Origin of the sequence: Terrisporobacter mayombei (assembly GCF_020748465.1) — a bacterium.
Classification (GTDB): domain Bacteria; phylum Bacillota; class Clostridia; order Peptostreptococcales; family Peptostreptococcaceae; genus Terrisporobacter; species Terrisporobacter mayombei.
The window spans coordinates 1-20078 of sequence record NZ_JAHZMP010000001.1; the positions used below are offsets into that span (position 1 = coordinate 1).

General features: G+C 28.2%; 24 protein-coding genes and 1 pseudogene. 6 read left to right on the forward strand and 19 right to left on the reverse strand.

The annotated features are described in order from the left end of the window. Positions 1–1094: pseudogene (locus tag K0039_RS00005) on the forward strand (hypothetical protein); the annotation flags it as partial. Positions 1095–1646: 552 nt separating this feature from the next. On the opposite strand, the gene K0039_RS00010 reads toward K0039_RS00005, so the two are convergent. The 6 genes from K0039_RS00010 to K0039_RS00035 all read right to left on the reverse strand — a co-directional run bounded on the left by K0039_RS00010 (position 1647) and on the right by K0039_RS00035 (position 7831). Then, positions 1647–2765, reverse strand: coding sequence for a hypothetical protein (locus K0039_RS00010; protein WP_228103010.1), 1119 nt, complete (start codon positions 2763–2765; stop codon positions 1647–1649). Positions 2766–2847: 82 nt separating this feature from the next. Then, positions 2848–4296: a TcaA NTF2-like domain-containing protein gene (locus tag K0039_RS00015; RefSeq protein ID WP_228103011.1), complete on the reverse strand. Its 1449-nt coding sequence runs from the start codon at positions 4294–4296 to the stop codon at positions 2848–2850. Positions 4297–4388: 92 nt separating this feature from the next. Then, positions 4389–5027 (reverse strand): zinc-ribbon domain-containing protein, encoded by a 639-nt coding sequence (locus K0039_RS00020; RefSeq protein ID WP_228103012.1) that lies wholly within the window; start codon positions 5025–5027, stop codon positions 4389–4391. A gap of 247 nt (positions 5028–5274) precedes the next feature. Then, positions 5275–5910, reverse strand: coding sequence for a hypothetical protein (locus tag K0039_RS00025; protein WP_228103013.1), 636 nt, complete (start codon positions 5908–5910; stop codon positions 5275–5277). Between the two features lie 167 nt (positions 5911–6077). Further along, positions 6078–6554, reverse strand: coding sequence for a DUF2628 domain-containing protein (locus tag K0039_RS00030; RefSeq protein ID WP_228103014.1), 477 nt, complete (start codon positions 6552–6554; stop codon positions 6078–6080). Positions 6555–6694: 140 nt separating this feature from the next. Then, positions 6695–7831 carry an endonuclease/exonuclease/phosphatase family protein gene (locus tag K0039_RS00035; protein ID WP_228103015.1) on the reverse strand — a complete coding sequence of 379 codons (1137 nt, stop codon included), beginning with the start codon at positions 7829–7831 and terminating at the stop codon, positions 6695–6697. Between the two features lie 132 nt (positions 7832–7963). Here K0039_RS00035 and K0039_RS00040 point away from each other — a divergent pair, with 132 nt between their 5' ends. After that, positions 7964–8107 (forward strand): hypothetical protein, encoded by a 144-nt coding sequence (locus K0039_RS00040; protein ID WP_331476631.1) that lies wholly within the window; start codon positions 7964–7966, stop codon positions 8105–8107. Between the two features lie 200 nt (positions 8108–8307). Here the strand turns inward: K0039_RS00040 and K0039_RS00045 are convergent, their stop codons facing one another. The 4 genes from K0039_RS00045 to K0039_RS00060 form a co-directional block, all read right to left on the reverse strand. Beyond that, positions 8308–8799, reverse strand: coding sequence for a hypothetical protein (locus K0039_RS00045; protein WP_228103016.1), 492 nt, complete (start codon positions 8797–8799; stop codon positions 8308–8310). A 180-nt stretch (positions 8800–8979) separates the two neighbouring features. Beyond that, a complete protein-coding gene (locus tag K0039_RS00050; protein ID WP_228103017.1) occupies positions 8980–9444 on the reverse strand; it encodes a pyridoxamine 5'-phosphate oxidase family protein in 465 nt (154 codons plus the stop codon). 264 nt (positions 9445–9708) lie between these two features. After that, positions 9709–10218, reverse strand: a complete 510-nt coding sequence (locus tag K0039_RS00055; RefSeq protein WP_228103018.1) for a GNAT family N-acetyltransferase — start codon at positions 10216–10218, stop codon at positions 9709–9711. Positions 10219–10363: 145 nt separating this feature from the next. Further along, entirely contained in the window at positions 10364–10834 is a 471-nt protein-coding gene (locus K0039_RS00060) for a pyridoxamine 5'-phosphate oxidase family protein (RefSeq protein ID WP_228103019.1), read from the reverse strand. Between the two features lie 109 nt (positions 10835–10943). Here K0039_RS00060 and pdxR point away from each other — a divergent pair, with 109 nt between their 5' ends. Then, the gene (gene pdxR, locus K0039_RS00065; RefSeq protein WP_228103020.1) at positions 10944–12344 is read left to right on the forward strand and encodes a MocR-like pyridoxine biosynthesis transcription factor PdxR; all 1401 of its coding nucleotides are present in this window, start codon (positions 10944–10946) and stop codon (positions 12342–12344) included. A 78-nt stretch (positions 12345–12422) separates the two neighbouring features. On the opposite strand, the gene K0039_RS00070 is transcribed toward pdxR, so the two are convergent. The 5 genes from K0039_RS00070 to K0039_RS00090 all read right to left on the reverse strand — a co-directional run bounded on the left by K0039_RS00070 (position 12423) and on the right by K0039_RS00090 (position 16533). Continuing rightward, positions 12423–12674 (reverse strand): Mor transcription activator family protein, encoded by a 252-nt coding sequence (locus K0039_RS00070; protein ID WP_228103021.1) that lies wholly within the window; start codon positions 12672–12674, stop codon positions 12423–12425. Positions 12675–12738: 64 nt separating this feature from the next. Further along, positions 12739–13482 (reverse strand): ATP-binding protein, encoded by a 744-nt coding sequence (locus tag K0039_RS00075; protein WP_228103022.1) that lies wholly within the window; start codon positions 13480–13482, stop codon positions 12739–12741. An 8-nt stretch (positions 13483–13490) separates the two neighbouring features. Next, on the reverse strand, positions 13491–14429 hold the full coding sequence (locus K0039_RS00080) for a phage replisome organizer N-terminal domain-containing protein (protein ID WP_228103023.1): 939 nt from the start codon (positions 14427–14429) through the stop codon (positions 13491–13493). 10 nt (positions 14430–14439) lie between these two features. Next, a complete protein-coding gene (locus tag K0039_RS00085; RefSeq protein WP_228103024.1) occupies positions 14440–15174 on the reverse strand; it encodes an antA/AntB antirepressor family protein in 735 nt (244 codons plus the stop codon). A gap of 81 nt (positions 15175–15255) precedes the next feature. Continuing rightward, the gene (locus K0039_RS00090) at positions 15256–16533 is read right to left on the reverse strand and encodes a helix-turn-helix domain-containing protein (RefSeq protein ID WP_228103025.1); all 1278 of its coding nucleotides are present in this window, start codon (positions 16531–16533) and stop codon (positions 15256–15258) included. Positions 16534–16826: 293 nt separating this feature from the next. On the opposite strand from K0039_RS00090, the gene K0039_RS00095 reads away from it, so the two are divergent. The 3 genes from K0039_RS00095 (at position 16827) to K0039_RS22750 (ending at position 17520) form a co-directional block, all read left to right on the forward strand. Further along, positions 16827–17048: a DUF1659 domain-containing protein gene (locus tag K0039_RS00095; RefSeq protein ID WP_228103026.1), complete on the forward strand. Its 222-nt coding sequence runs from the start codon at positions 16827–16829 to the stop codon at positions 17046–17048. An 84-nt stretch (positions 17049–17132) separates the two neighbouring features. After that, a complete protein-coding gene (locus K0039_RS00100; RefSeq protein WP_228103027.1) occupies positions 17133–17357 on the forward strand; it encodes a DUF2922 domain-containing protein in 225 nt (74 codons plus the stop codon). Positions 17358–17370: 13 nt separating this feature from the next. After that, positions 17371–17520, forward strand: coding sequence for a YvrJ family protein (locus K0039_RS22750; protein WP_228103028.1), 150 nt, complete (start codon positions 17371–17373; stop codon positions 17518–17520). 155 nt (positions 17521–17675) lie between these two features. Here the strand turns inward: K0039_RS22750 and K0039_RS00110 are convergent, their stop codons facing one another. The 4 genes from K0039_RS00110 to K0039_RS00125 form a co-directional block, all read right to left on the reverse strand. Then, positions 17676–17864, reverse strand: a complete 189-nt coding sequence (locus tag K0039_RS00110) for a hypothetical protein (protein ID WP_228103029.1) — start codon at positions 17862–17864, stop codon at positions 17676–17678. A 156-nt stretch (positions 17865–18020) separates the two neighbouring features. After that, the gene (locus tag K0039_RS00115; RefSeq protein WP_228103030.1) at positions 18021–18257 is read right to left on the reverse strand and encodes a hypothetical protein; all 237 of its coding nucleotides are present in this window, start codon (positions 18255–18257) and stop codon (positions 18021–18023) included. Between the two features lie 1009 nt (positions 18258–19266). Continuing rightward, positions 19267–19488: a hypothetical protein gene (locus K0039_RS00120; RefSeq protein ID WP_228103031.1), complete on the reverse strand. Its 222-nt coding sequence runs from the start codon at positions 19486–19488 to the stop codon at positions 19267–19269. 116 nt (positions 19489–19604) lie between these two features. After that, a complete protein-coding gene (locus K0039_RS00125) occupies positions 19605–20078 on the reverse strand; it encodes a EutQ-related cupin domain-containing protein (protein ID WP_228103032.1) in 474 nt (157 codons plus the stop codon).

Sequence of the window (20078 nt, forward strand, 5' to 3'; positions counted from 1 at the left end):
GTGTCCTTCTAACGGATAGTATACCATCTTCTATTCTTAACCCACAGTTCTCAGTAGATGGTGGATCAACTTTCCAACCATGGACAGGAAACCTTAATTTAGGAACATTATCGCCAGAAGATGTAAGGACTATCATAATAAGAGGAACAGTAAGTCCAACAGCAACAGGCATGATTATAAATACAGCAACAGTAAGCTCACCTACACCAGATCCAAATCCAGATAATAATGTTTCTACTGTAGAGACTCCAGTATCAGCCGTAGTAGCAGACATTGCTGTAACAAAGCAAAGTAATGAGCCAGTAGCTATTCCAGGAGAAATATTCAGCTATACGATTATAGTCACAAATTTTGGACCATCTAATGCGCAGAGTGTCCTTCTAACGGATAGTATACCATCTTCTATTCTTAACCCACAGTTCTCAGTAGATGGTGGATCAACTTTCCAACCATGGACAGGAAACCTTAATTTAGGAACATTATCGCCAGAAGATGTAAGAACTATCATAATAAGAGGAACAGTAAGTCCAACAGCAACAGGCACGATTATAAATACAGCAACAGTAAGCTCACCTACACCAGATCCAAATCTAGCTAATAATACTTCAACGGTAGTGGTAGAAGTAAGTCCATCAGTAGCCGTAGAAGCAGACATTTCTGTAGTGAAATTAGCAAATAGAGAAAAGGCTTGTGTAGGAGATAGCTTGGAATTTACAATAATAGTATCAAATGCAGGCCCAGCAGATGCTCAAGACGTTACTTTGATAGATAACGTTGCAAATATTCTTAGGTTAGCAACATTTTCATTGGATAAAGGAGCAACCTGGAATCTATGGAATGGACGCATAGTAATTGGTACATTGCCAGCAGGCAGTACAAGAATTATACTTTTAAAAGGAAGAATAAATCCAACTTGTAACTGTGAATTAATAAATATTGCAGATGTTATTTCAACAACAGCAGATCCGAATACTAATAATAATACATCAGTAGTTTTGGTAGATATTAAAAGAGAATGTTGCGATAAGAAAGAATGTTGTGATAGGAAAGAATGTTGCGATAAGAAAGAAAGTTGTGGCAAATCTTGGTTTTAATTTAAAATAATGATTTTGTGTAAAGTCAGTAGCATACTGCTACTGGCTTTTTTATATTTAATCTTCTTCTAAATCATCATCATTTACATAAGTTAAATCATCTTCTAAACTTGATATACTTAGCTCTTCATGATTGATAGAACTATTTTGCATCAATAATTTTATTTTATCCGTTGCCAAAAATCTATTTTTCTTATAAACATAAAAATTTCGTAAGCTATTGATAATCAATAACTTACGAATATTATTCTAGATTGGAACCTACGACACACTGTTTAAAACATGAATAAAGTAGGATCGAAAATTATATATAAATAAATATGTAAAAAATGTTACTGAAAAGGTAATTACATACAAGTCCAATATTTCAAAAACTTCTTAAGAAGCATAATATTGGTCAATCTATGTCTAGAATATGTAATTGCTGGGATAATACACCGCAAGAATTTTTCTTTGGGCAAATTTTTTCCAATAGCATTAATATTTTCTATTTATTTTAACTGTCATAAATTTCTGATATTTTACATAATTTAGAAAAATATAAAAATCTTTTTATTTATTTACTTCTTCATAAGCATATTTTTCTAATGTATCGCTTCCTATATAATATTCACTCATACGATAAGTTTGTGTATTTACCAAATATGATACTAGATAACACCATTCATTATTATAAAAAACAGGTCCATCAACTATACATGCTCGTTCATCTTCGCCTTTTTCAAGTATTTTATTTATTTCATCTTTAGAATACTTGCCCTTCTTATCTGAATTACTTGAAGTACTCTTATTTGAAGTTTCTTTCTCCTTGGAAACTTCATTCTCATACTTTGCACTTTCCCCTGATTTCTTTACATATTTTATTCTTTTTTTATTTCCATTAGGAGAATATTTATATAAAGTAAAGTCATTAGCATCAACTAAGTAGATAAAATCATTTATAGTAAGCATTTCTCCATGTTCATCTAAGTACACTCCTCCAAATACGTAATTTTGCAACTTAAACTCTTCATCTTCTTCGCAATAACTTCCACTTGGTGAGTAAACATAATATATCTCATTCTTACTTTCTTTTGTTTTCTCATAAAGTTTTTCTCTTGCTTTGTCTATATCAGATTTTATTTTATCTAAGTCTAAGTTGGAAGCTTCTTTGAAGTTTGTAGCTAGCATATTTTCTAGCTCAACTTCGTTTATAGTTGATTTGATTTTGTTTTCACATTCATCCTTGCTTAATAAATTCTCTTCTATTAAATAACTTTTATTCTCACGATTATTTAGTGTAAACTTTATCTCATCTTTATTTTCTTTATTTAATAATACATTTAACTTATATTCACCTTTTGAATCAGACTTAAAAGTATAATCAATTTCATAACCATCTTTACTTAATTTTGTGTTAGCTAATTGTAAACATTCTTCTTTATCTTCTTTTATATAATAAAGTGTAGTTTTTTCATTATTAAATGCAAAAATAAATGTCTTTTCTACACCATAAGCATATTCTTTATTATCCCATCTATCACTTGCAACTCTATAGTACAGATACTTATTGTTTATCTTCTCACATACTAAATTTTCTGGTTGTGCTACTTCTTTTGCACCTTCTTTGCTACATCCAACAAATAAAATCATCAACATTGAAACTAAAAATAATATAACACTTTTTTTCATGACTTCTTCCCCTATTTTCCCTTTATTAATATTTTCAGAATACATTATATTTTGCTATATACTTTGCTTTATATATATTTTATTATTTAATCATTTCTAACTTAGTTAACTTATATGTTTTATCAATTTCGTTAAATATAAATTCGTATTTGTTGTTAAATATTTTTTCTTTATACTCATCATCTTGTGTTATTTCATATACTTCTTTTACAGTTACACTACCTTTTCCTTCGTCCTCATTATAATCAAAATTAATGATTTCATGATTAACATATCTTTCACTTACACCTTTTTCATAGAACTTAGGTACATTATTCTTTTGCTCATTATATAAATCACTGCCAACACTAAGGAAGTCTTCTATATATGAAAAATCATTATAATTTACTGCATCTGCAAAGTAATATAAATAATCATACATTAATGTGGAAACAGCATCTTTCACTTCGTCTGATGATGGTGGCTTAGTATATTCGTAGCTTAAGTATATATCTAAACTTTCATCAACTTGTACCACATTACTTTTTATGTTCTTTCCTTTGTGTTTTAAAATACCATATACAGTGTCTCCATTTTTTAGTCCTGATATTGTATTAATTTCTCTAGCCGTATTACCTGTGCTTTTGCTGTTTACGTAAACAATAGCATCTGGTTCATCGCTATTTATTTTATTGTTGTTAATAGTTCCATCTATATTTATGTAGTTTTTTAATTCTCCGTAGAAAAGATCTATTTCTTTAGATGCTTTTGTCTTTGCAAATTCATTATTACATGATATCACTAGCTTATATTTTCCTGGTAAAAGTGGTCCTACTTCTCCACCTTTTAAATTTTCTTCTATCAATTCTTCGCCATTATATAGCTCAATTTTTACATCTTTATATGGTGATTCTAATTCTATATATCTAGGGTTTAAACCAATATAGCATTTTTCTTTAAACAATACTTTCTTCTTAACTATAGTAAATGGATTATTATTTGTAGCTCCTTCCACTGGGTACATTTCTCTTAAGTATTGGATATCATTATTTAAATTTGAAGGATTCTCTTTATAATATTCTATTATTGATCCTAGGCTATCTTCTGTTATTTTTAATCTTTTGTCACTGGAAATCATTATTTTTTTTAGCTTAGAAGGATTGTTGTTTATTATTGCTTCCTCAAATTGATTTATTACTTTTTCTTGGGTTTGTGGTATTGAAACAACTGTTACCCCTGCAATAAATAGTACTGAAATTGAAAGTATTAGAGTTTTTTGTAGTTTGTTTAAATTTTTAACTTTATCTATAACTTTTTCACTTTTTTCTTTTAGAAATGACGTTGCTTTTTTAGAATTTTTAGATACCTCTGTACCTATATGACTAAATGTTGTATCTTCAACATTTTTGTATGTATTATTAGTATTTGTATTACCATGATTATCATTTTCTTTTTGTAAATTTATACTGCTTGTATTTTCTATTTTATTACCACATTTATAGCAGTATTTTTCGTTGTTGTTTACTTCTGTATTACATTTATTACACCTCATAAATATATCCCCTTTCCAAGTATTTTAAATTTTATTAAGTATCAATTAAAAAGGACATTGAACGTTAAATTCAATGCCCTTATAATTTCATTTTAATAGTAATAAGACATTGCCCCAAACATTGAGCCAAATATAACTACAGATAAAAATAAGAGTATGATTGCTATAATTGCTGGTATTAAAAGTAATACTATTGGAAGTACAATATTAGTACCACCATTTTTGTTTATCAATGCCTGTCTATAACTACTATCTGCACAATTGATTTCTTGGAACTTTTTATTTATGTGGTCTAAATATAATGAATTGGCAAAAGTACCTACCCCTACCCAAAGGCATATATCCAGTACCCATCCTATAACAGGAACAAATGATAATAATAAACTTGCTAAAAAGTATAATATCCCTTGTACATACATTTTTCTATAGAACATCCAATAAGCACCAGCTAAGAATGCTGACCAGTTCCAAGTTTTTTTATCTCCAGTCATTCTAATTTGATCAAATTTTTCTAAATAGAACATTTGATTTTTAGAGATAAATGTGTTCATTTCTTCTTCACTACAATCAGCGCTAGAATAACTGCTTCTAGAGTTTTCCCCTTGTGAATTATTTTTGCTAAGTTCTACTTTTTTTAGAGGCTTTCCACAACTATTACAAAATGAACTTGTAGCTTGATTTTCTTTGCCGCACTCCGTACAAAAAACAACGCCTGAATCTGTTGATTGCATATACATCTTCCTTTCTTAATAAATTACTTCAAAATAAAGCTATAAATTTTTATATTAATTATCTACTGAAAATGTTACAACTTTATTAACCCGAGAGTATAATAGCATATATTACTTTCTAAATTTGTCGTAATTTGTATTTTTTTCATATTTTTTTAATAAAAACAATGTTTAATATCGTAAATAGTTTTATTTTAGCAAATAAATATCCAGCCTAATAGTTTAAGCTGGATATTTTTCTTCTATATTAATTAGTTTTCTTCTTCTCCTCACTTGTAGGATAAATCTTTGTTGTTACATTCATATTTTCATCTAACTTTTTCTTATTATCATTTAATGTTTTTAGCAATGCTCCCTTGTTATTTTGATCATACTCATTATTAACTAGCATCATTGTATCTTTTATGTAGTCCTTCATAACCTTAGCTATATCATATATATCAGCATTATCAGGGTCTGATTTGCTGGCAATGTATGATGCCAAATAATAATTATCTTCCAAGTCATCTGCTAATTTTTCATTTTTGTACTGATCAATTAAGTAATTCATTGCTTCTTGTTTTATATCTTTTGACGTATTACTGTATAAATCATCTAAGGCTACTAATTTATCAATTATCTTCACTTTATCTTCTGTTTTTTCTAAATCTGAAGTTATTTCTTTTGATTTGTTAGCGTATTTAGCCACTTCATCAAAAGAGTTTATATTTAAATCCTGAAGTTTTTCTTCATTTTCTAATTTGTCTTTGTTTGCTTCGTATGCTTTGTTCACTTCTTCTGGTGTTTTTAAGTCTGCTAAATCAGTACTTGAATTAGTGGAGTTACATCCTACTAAGCCTAACATTAAAATACATAATATACTTTTTTTAAAAATTGATTTCATAACATCCCTCCATTTTTTTCCAAATTATGTTATCTAACAATTATTATATCATTATGTGCTAATTATTATGGGAGTATTTATAGTATTACTACTTTGTATACTAACTTAATAACTTTACTTCCAAAATTTAAGGGTGTATCTTTTTTCATACACCCTTACATACTTTATTATAAACAGCTAATTCTTAAGTACCCAGCCAAAATATATGCATAAATTACTGCTATAGCAACTACCGTAATAAACATTACTAATAATGCCCATATACTAACTCCACCTTTTCTAAGCAGCTCACGTTCTTTATCCTTAGGATCAAGATTTATTATTTTACTTAACTTCCTATTACAATGATTTAAGTAAAGATAATCACCAAAAATACCACAAATTAAGAATAATATCCAATTAATCCCATGTACATTAAAAAGGCTATTTAGCAATATTTGTAATACTATTACACCTATACCAAGGGCATACATCTTTCTGTATACAAACCAAAATACACTAACTAAAAACGCTGCCCAGTTCCAACTATATGGCTTATTTTCTTCTCTCATCTTTTCAAACTTATTCATATATGTTTGTGCATTGTCTTGAATAAAATTAACCATATCTTCATTTTGGAAATTCATTTCTATTTTTTCTTTCATAATTGCACCCCCTTTATATAATAGTAGGAGTCTGTTTTATATTTAACAACTTACAATATTGTAAAAAAAATAGACCTTAGCTATAATAGCTTTTGGTCTACTTCCTTTTTATTCATCTTTATATTTATATGTTTTAATTTCTATTTTAGTTTAAATGTTAATTTAACAGGATTATGATCACTATACATAAAATCTTTATCCACATTTTCAGCCCTAGCTTCAACATTGTCAGATACAATAAATCCATCTAAAACTGAAGTATAGTTAACACCTTTTTCATAAGGAATATCGCAACTTCTACAAGTTGGAACTTCTGTATTATTTAAAGATTTTACAACACTCATTCCTTTTACAATATTCTCGTCATTTAGCTTAAATACCCAATCAGGAATTTTTTGTTTACTCTCAAATGCATTTATAGTTTCTCCTAAAGCGTGATTAAAATCTCCGCCAACAATTACGTAGTTTCCTTTTTTATATTCTTCTTCCATGACTTTGTTAAGCAACTCCAGCTGACGCGCTCTTATAGCACCGCCTTTATCATAAGCAGACATATGATTATTTATAAGAACTAGCTCCTTATTATTTTCTACTGGATAACGTACCATTGTAAAGCAACGATCCAAGTCGAAGAATTTAGTAAAAAAGCTTTCATCTACTGGATAACTTTTTCGTGTTGCTGACATAGCTTTGTATTTTGACATAGTAAGTAGTCCTGCCTCAACACTTCCATGTGGTTCATTTAAAGGATATAACATATATGGTGCATGAAAATTCAGTGCAAATATGCTTGAGTAATTTGGAAGTTTTTTCTCGAAACTTTCCTTTTGGTTTATATTGTAACTACGAGTTGCATTTACATCCACTTCCTGTAATAATGCAAAGTCTGGTGAAAGTTCTTTTACTATTTCTGTAGATCCATTTGTATTTTTTAAAGCATTTTCTTCGCTTACTGCTCTTGAATGTTTTCCAACAACGGCAGTTCCATCTTCCATTTCTCCAGTATCCATAAAGAAGGAATAATCCTGGTCATAAGCTCCAAAGCCAATGTTATATGTAACAGCTGAGTAATCTTCACCTGTTTTTAGGGTTTCTTTTTTATTGTTTGTTATTTCTAATGATTGATTGTCTTCTATTCTATAGTAGTTAATTTGCATATAAGCTATATAACCTACTACAAAAATTACAAGCGCTAGTAGTAAACCACCTACACCAATAAATACTTTTTTTAAGACTTTTATGTTCTTCGCCCCCCTATTGATTTTTTCTAATACCATTATTAATATTATACCAGCAAATTCTTATGGAATATAAAAAATTTAATACGAAATATATAGCAATGATTTTACACTATATCTATGATAAAATATGACTAAGATATTCACAAATATTAGTAGGAGGGATTTTGATTGGCTAGAAGAGATAGAATCAATTATTATGTGGATTTGGCTGATGTAGTATCTAAGCGTTTTACTTGCTTGAGAAGACACTATGGTGCTGTCATTGTAAAAAATGATGAGATGCCTATTTTTGTGAAAGTTGTAGAAAAATAATAATAGATATTTCAACTGACTAAATATAATAAGTTTTATTTAAGCTAATAGAAAGAGCGCTTACCCAAAAAGGTAGGTGCTCTTTCTATTTCATCAATAACTTCAGATAATCAATTGAATATGAATAAAGTTCATATAGAAAATAGTACCGAAACTAATCCTACATAAAAAAGACATCTAAATTTTAGATGTCTTTTTTATTAGTTATCTGTTTTCTGGAATAAATGATTAAAATCATCTTCTGATAAATTACTTATATCTAATTTATTTTCTACATTATTACTTAAAAGATACTTTAGTGCAGAAATATGATATACACCCTTATCCCAATCTTTACCTGTTAATTCTAAAAGTTCGTTTGAAACAAAAAAGTCAACTCTATGATTCACATTCGGCTTAAATTCTACTAATGTTGATGCTAATTCTAATAAACCTTCTTGTTGATCTTCATTTATTTCTTCATAAGTATATACACTTACAACGATTAAATTCCTTTCATCATCCCATATTTCTCCATCTTCATACGCAGGCTTCAAATAGCTAAAATCATCTAAAGTTCCTGCTCGTCTGCAATCTTCTAATACTATAAATCCAATTTCAGTACTGTTAGATTCATGTTCCTCTTGAATCTTAAATATCATATGATTTATAGAGTTAAAATCTAATTGTAATAAATAATAATATTTTCCCAAATTTAACTACGCTCCTTTTATACAAATGCTAAAAATGCTCCCCCAAGCATGTATTGAAGTTATTGCAAAAAAAAGCTATTCCTACAACAGGTATGAAAATTCCTATAGCTATTATAATATTTTTCTTAAAATTTTATAATAATAAAATTATGAAACATCATATTTTATAAATGACATAACCTATCTATTTGCTTTTACTGAAATATGTTCTATACTAATTCTGATTACTTTAGTAGCTTTACTTGCCTTTTGCATGTATTCTTTTCCCTGTTCAATATAATCTGGTGCATACCTATTTAATATTTCTAAAAAAGCCATATTTTTTTCATCATCAGAAACTTCAGCTGCCCTTCCAAATACAATTACACTCTCATATTTTGTAGTAAATTTATCAGGTAGAATTTGAGTTTGACCAACTACGCAAAAAGATACTTTATCATTATTTTTTATATTATCTAATTTATGTCCTTTTATAGCACAATGAAAATATATTGAACCATTAATGTAAATATGATTTATTGGTACGCCATAAGGATACCCATCTTCCCCTACAGTTGAAAGAACACCATAAGTATTGCTATTTAAAATTTCGATAGCTTCATCATCTTTCATTTTTCTATCTTTTCTTCTCATTTCTCTAATCATTATAACTCTCCTTATCATTTTAAAAATTTCTTCAATAACTTTACAGTATAAGTATCCTGTACCTCTAGAAACTTTTTTAACTTCTTTAATCCATAATTAATAACTTAAAAATACACCTTTTGTAACTCTACTAAATGATTCTTATGAGCCTGTAAATATTCTAAAGTAGTGATAGCCTTTAAATCAATTCCTTTAGATACTTTATCCACTTTTAACTCACAATATATTAAATTTGTTCGTAGAATCTAATCGATAAATTGAAATTTATCTCTGTATAGAATAAAGGAAATGTAACATATCCCCATTATAATACTGTGTAATAAATTCATCCTCTTTTACCATGCCAATACTTTCAGCAACTCTTATAGAATCGCTATTATCAGCTTTAATGATTGAATAAACCTTGTCCTTATTAAGATGTTCAAAGGCGTAAATTTTACAGCCTGTTGCAGCTTCTCTTGCGTAACCACAATGCCAGAAATCCTCATTTAATAAATATCCTATTTCAAGCACTTCATTATCTTTATATGGTTGCATTGTTAAACCTGCTTGTCCTATCATGCGACCTGTTGATTTTAATATCATAGCCCATAAACCAAACCCGTATTGATTATACCGATTTTTTTGACGGTCAAGCCATATCTGCACATCTTCGTCTATAAAATCATGTTCATAAGCATACATAACTTTAGGATTTTGCAGAATTTCTGCTAAGTCTTGAAAATCATCCTGCTCCATCTCTCTTAAAATTAAACGCTTCGTTTCGAAAATCATTTATATTCCTCATTTCCAAATTCCTATTTATCAATATAGTAGCAAAAGTATCATTATTAAGCATTCTATTGAAATTGTAAAATAACTCTATCTTAGTACTCAAGCAACTCTGAAAGCGTTATTTTTATTTCTCATACTAATTTTTCTAATAAAATTTTCCTGTTAGCTCATCAATAGCTATTTCGATAATTCCTGTCCCTTTTATTCTTCCTTCAGATATTACACTATCACTTAAATGTGGTGTAAACTTGTTTATAAATTGCTTCAACACTTTTTCTTTTTTAGTAATATCTTCTACCATTATAGCTTTTCCTTTGATAACAGCACTTTCAAATCGTGTATTTGTTCCACAAGGTTGACCATTTTCTGCTAATATCAGTTCTCCCATTTTATAAATTGTCATGCTTACATTCCCATTTTTTTTGATATTTTCAACTTTCTCACCTAGTGGTAAACCATGAACATATATTTTATCATCATAATAAACATAATGAACAGGTATAACATATGGCTTCCCTTCTTCTCCTATAGTTGCCAGACTAGCTACTATATTTCTATCTAATAAACTTACTACTTCTTCTTTAGATAATTGATTCTTTTTCATTCTGTTTTGCATATATATCCCTCCTTATTTACTTTTTTATTAATTGTATGTTAAAATTGGATTATTTAAAAGAGCCAAAAAAGATTTTTTTATAGTACCAATTTGAAGGAGTATAAAGATTATGATTAAAATTACAACATCTACTAATGAACCTCTTTATAAACAAATATATCTTCAATTAAAAGAGGATATTTTATGTGGCCATATGTCATATAATAAAAGATTACCTGCTACCAGAACCCTTGCCCAGCAATTAAACGTATCTCGAAATACAATTAATATGGCTTATAGACAACTAGAAATCGAAGGGTTTGTTTCTGCAAAGCAATCTTCAGGATATTATGTAAATAAAATTTCTACTCTACATCAATCATTACCTAAATATTCTAAAAATACTAATAGAGAGGAATTTAAACCTAAAATTAAATACAATTTTCAACATGGTACCATAGATTCTACTACTTTTCCCATCTCTAAATGGAAGAAATGCTTAAATTATGCTAATGATGTTATCTATGACAGTTCAAAATTTACATCTATAGAAAAAGAAGGATTGTATGAATTAAGATCATCCATTGCAAATCATCTATATGAAGCTAGAGGTGTAGATTGTACTCCTGAAGAAGTGGTAATAACAAGTGGTCATCAAAATTCCCTTGAAATATTATCGAAGTTATTTATTAATAGCGAATATTCCTTTTCCATGGAAGACCCGGGATATAATGTAACACGAAATGCATTTGAACATTTAAATTATAAAATGAACTTTATTTCTTTGGAGGATGATGGTATCTGTATAGATGAAGTTAAGACACTAAGTTCTACATTATTATGTGTTACCCCTTCGCATCAGTTTCCAATGGGAGCTGTTCTTCCTATAACTAAGCGTATAGATTTATTATATTGGGCAAATGAGAATAACAGTTATATTATTGAAGATGACTACGATAGCGAACTAAGATATCACTCATTGTTAATTCCGTCTTTATATTCTCTAGATATTAATAAGAGAACAATTTATTTAGGAACTTTTTCAAAGTCATTATCGCCAGATTTAAGAATATCATATATGGTTTTACCGCCACCTATTTTTTCAAAATACCAAGAATCTTATAAAATATGTTCTAATCCTGTTTCAAAAATTATTCAATTATCTATGTCAAAATTTATTAGGGATAGTGATTATGAAAAACACTTAAATATGATTAGAACTTTTTATGGAAAAAAAAATAATTTATTGATTTCTTCTATATTAAAATATTTTAAAAATGATGCTGAAATACTTGGTGGCGATGCTGGGTTGCATATAATAATTAGATTTAAATTTTCATTAGATAGAGAGAAGTTAATAAAAAAAGCAGTCTCTAATCATATACTGTTATATCCTTTAGATATATTATGGGCTAACCCTAGTCAATCCCCTGATAATCTTATCATTTTGGGGTTTGGTAGTATTAAATCTGAAGATATGGAAGATGCAGTAAAACAATTATATAAGATTGTTAATGATTCTATTTTATAATATAAGTAATATACAATTTATAATTTTAAAACTGTCTATTTTAAGGGGATCACTTTAAAAAAATGATACCCCTTTCATCTATTTATCTTGAACTAAACTTCTTAACTGAGCATATGAAATATTGTATTTTCTTCTTAATATTTCCCCATTTACTCCATTAAACTCCTTCACTATTTTTCTGTTTCTTTCACGTATAAGTAAAGTCTTGTGCATTGGGATATATATACTTGCACCTCCATATATTTTTGACAGCTCTATAAGGTTGTCCATGCCTATTATATCTACCATTTGTTGTAAGTTTACTGGAATATCATCTATTAGTATATTCATAATATCACCCCTGTTTTTATATATTTATTTATAATATTATTTCCTACTAGGTATTTTATAAGTGTTATTTTGAAAGGTTTCTCAATCTATGATTATTGCTATCTTTTCCAAAGAGCACCACATTTTCTCCTGCCATTTCTATTATTCTACTTCCTACTGCTTCATCAAAATAAAGAATTTCTTCTAGACTTTTTTCTGTGGAGATTATTAAAGGTTTTTGTTTCAAATATCTGGTGTTTATTATTCTGTAAATATAATTAAGATCTGTGGCTGTGGACTTTCCTTTTAAAAAATCATCCATAAAAAGCACTCTTGGATTTATGTATTTTTCCATTTCTCTCATGTGATTTTCCTCGTCCATAATACTTTGTTTCAAGTTTACAATCATGTTGTTGTACTCAACATATTTGCAAGTAATATTGTCACTTATAAGCTTTAGCATAGCCGCTATACCTAAATGAGTTTTACCCACGTCTGGCCTTCCACAGATTAACAAAGACGAGTTATTATTAGAAAAGTCGCAGCAAAATTTCATTACTTGGTGTTTGGCTTTTATTTGATAGGGATTTTCACAGACGTAGTTTGCAAAGGTCTTTTTCTTAAAGGCTTCACTTAGACCGCATTTTTCCAGCTTTTCAAAAGCTTCTTTTTCAGCTAAACAGGAACAAGGCATGGCTACATCACTGCTTTTCTCATTTGTCACAAATACATATCCCAAGTCTCTGCATTTTGCACAGTTGTAATTGTCTGGAGTACAATTGCCATTTTCAATAAGTTTTTTCACTCTTTGTAGCAAATTTTTATTCATTTTTCCCCCTAACTAACACCCAGTTTCTTCTCCAACTCTTTCATCTCCCTTATGAGATTTTCGTCTATTTTCTCATCTTCACAGGTGTTGTATTTCAATTTATTTTTGCTGTAATTTTTGTTAAGTTGTTCCATGTCCTTTGCTTTTAAAGCCTCCAATGTGTAAATCTTTTGCTCATCCCATTTTTTGATTATGCCCTTCAAATAGCCTGGTGTGGTGTTGCTTTTGTCTATGCAAATTTCTATGGCTCTATTAAACAAGGTCCAATGGATTTTCTCTGAAATTTCAATGAAATACTGAGTATTTGCAGGATAAATAGGCCCTATGTTCTGTTCATAAAGCTTGCTTATTTTGCCTAAATTTTCGTCTACAGACCTACTAACACACTTGCTTTTGGAATTTTTCTTGTTGTGTTTTTTTGACTTCTTGTGATTTTTTGCATTTGAATTTTGCCCTAAATCTTTATCTAGGTCTTTATCTAATTCTTTCTCTATATCTAACTCTTTCTCTATATCTATATCTAGCGTTACATTTTTGTTACAAAAAGTTTCATCTTCAATTTCCTCATTATTTAACTCTGCTTTTTTGTTTTCTCTATACTTTCTCACACGTTTAGTACTCTCACTTTCACCACCAGTTAACTCTTCAACTTGTGCCAGAACATACTCTTCCTCTGTTACACAATCAATAAGATTTGCTCTTTTCAAAAAATCCAAAGTAGCTTTAACATCTTCCACATCTTCATCTATAATTAATGCCAACTCTTCCTCAAAAGTGTCCTTCAAATTATCATAGAAAAGCTTATTTCCATTTTTCAAAGAGTTTATAAGCATTTTTTGATAAATAATAATATAAGTAGCTCCTTTTTCCATTTGTCTTAGTATTTTTATTTCCTTTTGTCTGTAAAAATCTTCTTGTATTTTCAACCAAAAATATGTTTTCGCCATTTTATCCACCTCATTCTAATAATTTAATTTCTTCTTTTATTATTTTTTCATCAATTAATAAATTTCTAAAAAATTCTCTTCCCCTTGAATTGATCAATGTTTGCATTCCGTTATGTCCATTTTCTGTTGTAAATTCTCTCAAATAAAAATATTCCATAACCTTTGCATAAGGTTTTATAATTCCTTTTTTGTCACGATAACAATAATTATTAAGAAGTAGCCAATTTACAAATAAGTTTTCTCTAATACCATAAAGTTTTGATGTATCTCTAAAATTAGTCTTTAAATTTCCTGGTTTTTCTTCAATTACATAAGCATTATCATTATTAAAATTGGGCTGATTGTTATAAGCTGTAAAAGTTGTGGAGTTTTTGAAATTGTTTTCAGTAATTTCCAGCAAACTCCTAAGGGCCACTTGAGCAGCTTTAAACTTTTTCTCCACTTTTATGAAGTAAGTCCTTGCCTCCTTACCTTTTTCACTGCGCTGAATCATGGCTATTTCCTTTGCCATATCAACATTCATCATATAATCCACCACAGTTTGCTGTCCTCCTAGGGTGTTTGTTTTTTCATAGACTTTCTGGTAATCTTCATTTTCCACAAATCCATAGTCAACCATCCTCGGATACCAAATCCTAAAGTTTGTTTTGATTTCTAAAAAACCATGTAAGTCTCTAGCACTTATCAATACGTCACTTTCCTCAGTAATACTTACGGGTATTAAGTTTTCCAATTTTTCTTCCATACTTTTACCTCCTTACTTGTACAAAAAAAGCCATCATAATTAAAAAAACTTATGATAGCAAATTTTGTCCATTTATTTAAATTATTTAAAAGATATATTGTTTAAGCAATCCATTGCAAATACTTCACCTTCACATTCTAACTGTATTCTAAACTGATTGTATTTTTCATATAGCTCTTTGAAGGTATCCAGGTCTTTTCCATATGTGTTTACTTCCAAAATAACAAATTCACCAAAGACTATTTCAATCAATGTGTTTTTTTCCAGGCTTACCACATTCACCTTAACATAATCAGCTGTAAAATAAATTGATTTGTCTTTGTACTGCAAAAATGAAATGTGTTCTTTTATCTTTTCCATATCCTCTAAATATTGATTTTTATTAGCATAGACTTTCACCATAGTTGGATAATCCAATGAGCCTGTATAACTGGCTAATGTAGTATATCCCACATATGTAATATCCTTTTTCAAATTCTTTTCATCAAAAATTTTGTCACAGTGTACTCTAAAAAACTCGTTGTAGTAAAACTTTAATTCTTCAGCTTTTTCCCCAATGTCTAAATCTATAAATATATTGCTAAGAGCTTCATATCTATTGTCATTTTGTTCAATTGATTTTATAAAACGATTTATGTCTTTTTTTTCTTTAAATTGTTTAGCATAACAAATAGCTATATTTGAATAGTCAGAAGTAAGATTAGGTAGGATTTCTATATATTTATGATAATATTCAATTGAGTCTCTCAAATTATTACTTATTTCATCAAAAGGATAATTATAATAATTAGCGCTCCCACTATTTTTTACTTCAAGTGCTTTTTCAAACGTTTTCAACGCTTCTTTATTCTTACCAAGTTGCCCCAAACACTCCCCTTTTAATATAAGTGCATAAAATTTATATTTTTTATAATTACGTAGTTTGTCACAGTATTCTATTGATTTTTCATATTCATTTAACAATTGGTACAGTAGAGCACATGTAAATAAATAATTACCATCTTGTTCAAATATATTTGAAAATGATAAATAAATATTTAAAGCTTCTTCGTACTTATTTGCTTTGTAAAGTTCATTTGCCTTTTGTAGTTTTATTTTTTTATCTATTTCCTCATTACTTTCACAAGTTTGTCCATTTTTTATATGCTTTTTATTTATAGAATATATATATTCACAGTATTCCTCATAATCAATTACCCAGTTTAGTGCTTTAGTAATTAATTCAAAAGTTTCTTTCCTTGCAACACGCTTTTTGCTTTCTATATTTTTTATAGTACTTTCAGATACTCCAGATTTTTTAGACAGTTTTTTTATGGAATATCCTAGGGCCCTTCTTCTTTTCCTAAAATCGAACTTCATAACTCCCCTCCTTTTTATTATGTTTTATAATATAATTATACTAAATCTTTTCGCCAAAAAAGGGGTAACTTAGGGGTAACTTTGTATGAAAATGTTTTATTTTACACTCTAAATTCAATTCTAAAGCTTGGCTCTTTTAAACTTACATATTTTTATATTCTTTAACTCTTTTACTAAATAATTTTATTCATATTTATTTTTTCTTTATTTCACAATTTTCCACTACTATATAAACAAAGGTTAGTCATATCCTAAGGGATATATCCTTGCACAAAATTTAAGGAGGTAATAATATGGCTGTAGTTTCAACTCCCAATGCTTCTTCTATCAAAGTTAAATTTGATCATGGAACAGATTTAAACGGAGATAGAATTGTAAAAACAAAAACTTTTTCAAGCATAAAATCAGGTGCTTCAAACGAAAATATTATGGATGTGGTAAATACCATAGCTGGATTGCAACAACATACTCTAAGTGGCACAAATAGAGTGGATAACTCATCATTATCAGAGTAAAAATTTACTCTGACCATAAAGTCAGCGAATTATCATAGTTATAACTTGAGATAGTTCGCTGCTAAAATTTTAGGAGGTTAAATTATGAATGAAAAGAAACTTTTAATGACTTTTAAAAACACTTTAGGTAATAGCTTTTCTATTACTGTGGACGATCCAAGAGAAGACTTGGAAGAACAAGATATAGTAGACGCTATGAATTTAATCAAAGATAAAAACATATTCCAACCAAAGGGATATGACATAGTTGCCTGTGTATCTGCCAAGGTAGTTAATAGCACAACTACTGAATACGACTTAGAAGTTTAGTCAGGTGATTTAAATGGCTGATTTACAATCTCTCATAGCTAACCTTGGTTTTCCCATAGCAATTTCTCTCTATTTGTTAGTTAGAATTGAAGGGAAACTTCAAGCTCTGACAGATAGTATAAGCGATCTGTCTCACAATATTACTAATATTACCAATAAATAAAGAAAAGGTGTGTATCTTTTTAATGAGATACACACCTTTTTAATTTGGAAGAAATATAAAAATATTAACTGTCAAGAACTGCTCAACTATAACAAATCCAAAGACAAAGTTATTATTGCTATTTTTCATAATTTAATCTAATCAGCTTATAATGATCATTCTAATTTCTTAACATTTTTTTTTAATATATTTACAATCGATATTATTAAAGCTATTACAATTATTTTTACTAAAACAATATTATAAACAGAGTTATATAAATAATTATCAAATAATTGACATACGATGACTACGATTATCATATCTAATATAAATGTTTTTGAAGTATATTTTTTATATCTCATAATTTAATCCCCTTTTATATATATTTGTATAGTTATCTATTCTTCCTGCTCCAGGAGACAGTCCATCTAATCAAAACAGCCTATCAAAAGAGTAATAGATAGCATCTGAAAAATATCTTTTTAATTAGATACGCACCTTTTTAATAAGTATATGCTTTATTCTTTATATCTTTTTAATTTAGAACAAACATGAGTAATTATTATAAAAGCAAATAAAACTATGAAAATAATCTTTCCCAGAATACCTCTATAATCAGTTATCTTACAAAAGGTAAAGAATACAAAATAAATTGTCCAAAGTATTTTATTATAATAATCCATTTTATTTTTTGAATTCTTGATCTCTGAACCAAATAAAAATATGCCAAATATTCCAAGTATAATTAATAACATCAATATTCTCCTAACCCACTATTTTTTATTCTGTATAAAACAATATTATCCTAAAAGCAATATATAGCAATGTTCCTGAAACAATGGCATTTACTAACACTCTTTTTAAATCTACTTGTATTATTCAGCTTTGATAATATAAAAGATATTAAATAGTTTCCCAAATAAGTAATGATTATAGAACATAATATACAGGCTAAAAAAAGCCACATTTTTGAGCTCCCCCATTCTCCAATTTTAAATATTTCACATCTTTAAAGTATAATACTTAAATCCATCCTTATTATATGTTGTAGTACCCATAACATTTTCTTTGGTAACTACAAAATTTTGGCTTGTCTTATTTCTATTCTTATCAGGTTTCAAGGAACCATCAGAAGAATTGCATCCACTTATCTCTGCAAAGCATGCTATTTTTTATTATTTGTTTTTGAAAATATAAAACGTAAAGCACAAACAATTATTAATAAGAATATTAACCTTTCCGTTGTATAAGTTTTCTTTATTTACTACTTCTTGTTCTTTATTTGTTGTTATACAAGTAGAAACATAAGCTTTATTGTTTATACTTTTTTAATTTAGAATGAATATAGTTAAAGATTATTAAAATAATTAACAAAATTAAAATAATCTTTACCACATTACTTCTATTATAGGTTATCTTACAAAACAATAGAATAGCATTAAGAGTTGTCATAAGTATATTATTATAATACTCCGTTTTATTTTCTGATTTTTTAATACGTGTACCAAAAAAAAATGTACTCAATATTAAAAATATAATTAATTCCATCAATTTCCTCCTATATATTCTTATATCTAATAATCTCCTATGTTTATTAAGATTACTCAATGTACATAGGAGATTATCATACCTTCAACTTTTAATTATATCACTGTAGCTAATGTTACGATCCTAGTAGTTCAGTAAGCCCAATGTCTACTCATTCCAACATTTCTACAACATGAATAAACAAAATTTTCTATCTTTTCATTTACCCAATCCAAATTATTGAAAACATGATTTATTGCAGATGCTATAGTTCTTACAGCTCCATAACTTGCTGCTACCTGTAAATCTGCCACCGCCTAAATTAAAAGCAAATACTAAACTTACTATATAAAATACAATACAAAGTAAATTGTAATCAATGCCTGTAATAGTAGTATAAATACTACCAAATGCAGTTATTTGAGAAGTCACCCGTCCAAAAGGAACTACTATCGTCATAATTCATCATATTTAGATTATTTTTAAATTTGTTTAAAAACAAGAGGCTATCGAACTAAAAAATAGTGCGATAGCCTCTTGTTTCTACTTTATTAATACCTACTAAATTAACTTTTTTATTTTTGGGCTTCCCAATCAGCTGGGTATGTTACATATATAAATCTAGCATAATCTTTAACTGAGAATTTTATACTACTTCCTTTTGGAATAAGTATTAACTCGCCAGCTGATGCTGATACTTTTCTACCATCTATTATTATATCTAATGTTCCTTCTATTACATAATCTATTTCATCATAATTAAGCGTCCAGTCAAATGTAGTTTCTTTCATTTCCATTATTCCACAACCTAATCTTGGGCTTTCTTCTAATGTAAATAAATCTTTAGTATAAACTACATCTTTACTATTTCCTGTATGTAATCTATTAGCTTCACTAACCTTTACAGTTGGTAATTTTATAGATGTTATTCCACTTATATCTTTGTGTCTTATAAAATCTACACCATCATTACCTTCACTTAATTTTTCTTCTATTATTTGTCTTACTAATTTTTCTAATAAACTTTTATCTATATTTTTTATATCCAT

Excerpts from the sequence above, each read along its gene's own strand:
- K0039_RS00010 (WP_228103010.1), bottom strand. The coding sequence starts at position 2,765 with ATGAAAAAAAGTGTTATATTATTTTTAGTTTCAATGTTGATGATTTTA.
- K0039_RS00015 (WP_228103011.1), bottom strand. The coding sequence starts at position 4,296 with ATGAGGTGTAATAAATGTAATACAGAAGTAAACAACAACGAAAAATAC.
- K0039_RS00020 (WP_228103012.1), bottom strand. The coding sequence starts at position 5,027 with ATGCAATCAACAGATTCAGGCGTTGTTTTTTGTACGGAGTGCGGCAAA.
- K0039_RS00025 (WP_228103013.1), bottom strand. The coding sequence starts at position 5,910 with ATGAAATCAATTTTTAAAAAAAGTATATTATGTATTTTAATGTTAGGC.
- K0039_RS00030 (WP_228103014.1), bottom strand. The coding sequence starts at position 6,554 with ATGAAAGAAAAAATAGAAATGAATTTCCAAAATGAAGATATGGTTAAT.
- K0039_RS00035 (WP_228103015.1), bottom strand. The coding sequence starts at position 7,831 with ATGGTATTAGAAAAAATCAATAGGGGGGCGAAGAACATAAAAGTCTTA.
- K0039_RS00050 (WP_228103017.1), bottom strand. The coding sequence starts at position 9,444 with ATGATTAGAGAAATGAGAAGAAAAGATAGAAAAATGAAAGATGATGAA.
- K0039_RS00055 (WP_228103018.1), bottom strand. The coding sequence starts at position 10,218 with ATGATTTTCGAAACGAAGCGTTTAATTTTAAGAGAGATGGAGCAGGAT.
- K0039_RS00060 (WP_228103019.1), bottom strand. The coding sequence starts at position 10,834 with ATGCAAAACAGAATGAAAAAGAATCAATTATCTAAAGAAGAAGTAGTA.
- pdxR (WP_228103020.1), top strand. The coding sequence starts at position 10,944 with ATGATTAAAATTACAACATCTACTAATGAACCTCTTTATAAACAAATA.
- K0039_RS00070 (WP_228103021.1), bottom strand. The coding sequence starts at position 12,674 with ATGAATATACTAATAGATGATATTCCAGTAAACTTACAACAAATGGTA.
- K0039_RS00075 (WP_228103022.1), bottom strand. The coding sequence starts at position 13,482 with ATGAATAAAAATTTGCTACAAAGAGTGAAAAAACTTATTGAAAATGGC.
- K0039_RS00080 (WP_228103023.1), bottom strand. The coding sequence starts at position 14,429 with ATGGCGAAAACATATTTTTGGTTGAAAATACAAGAAGATTTTTACAGA.
- K0039_RS00085 (WP_228103024.1), bottom strand. The coding sequence starts at position 15,174 with ATGGAAGAAAAATTGGAAAACTTAATACCCGTAAGTATTACTGAGGAA.
- K0039_RS00090 (WP_228103025.1), bottom strand. The coding sequence starts at position 16,533 with ATGAAGTTCGATTTTAGGAAAAGAAGAAGGGCCCTAGGATATTCCATA.
- K0039_RS00095 (WP_228103026.1), top strand. The coding sequence starts at position 16,827 with ATGGCTGTAGTTTCAACTCCCAATGCTTCTTCTATCAAAGTTAAATTT.
- K0039_RS00100 (WP_228103027.1), top strand. The coding sequence starts at position 17,133 with ATGAATGAAAAGAAACTTTTAATGACTTTTAAAAACACTTTAGGTAAT.
- K0039_RS22750 (WP_228103028.1), top strand. The coding sequence starts at position 17,371 with ATGGCTGATTTACAATCTCTCATAGCTAACCTTGGTTTTCCCATAGCA.
- K0039_RS00110 (WP_228103029.1), bottom strand. The coding sequence starts at position 17,864 with ATGAGATATAAAAAATATACTTCAAAAACATTTATATTAGATATGATA.
- K0039_RS00115 (WP_228103030.1), bottom strand. The coding sequence starts at position 18,257 with ATGTTATTAATTATACTTGGAATATTTGGCATATTTTTATTTGGTTCA.
- K0039_RS00120 (WP_228103031.1), bottom strand. The coding sequence starts at position 19,488 with ATGACGATAGTAGTTCCTTTTGGACGGGTGACTTCTCAAATAACTGCA.
- K0039_RS00125 (WP_228103032.1), bottom strand. The coding sequence starts at position 20,078 with ATGGATATAAAAAATATAGATAAAAGTTTATTAGAAAAATTAGTAAGA.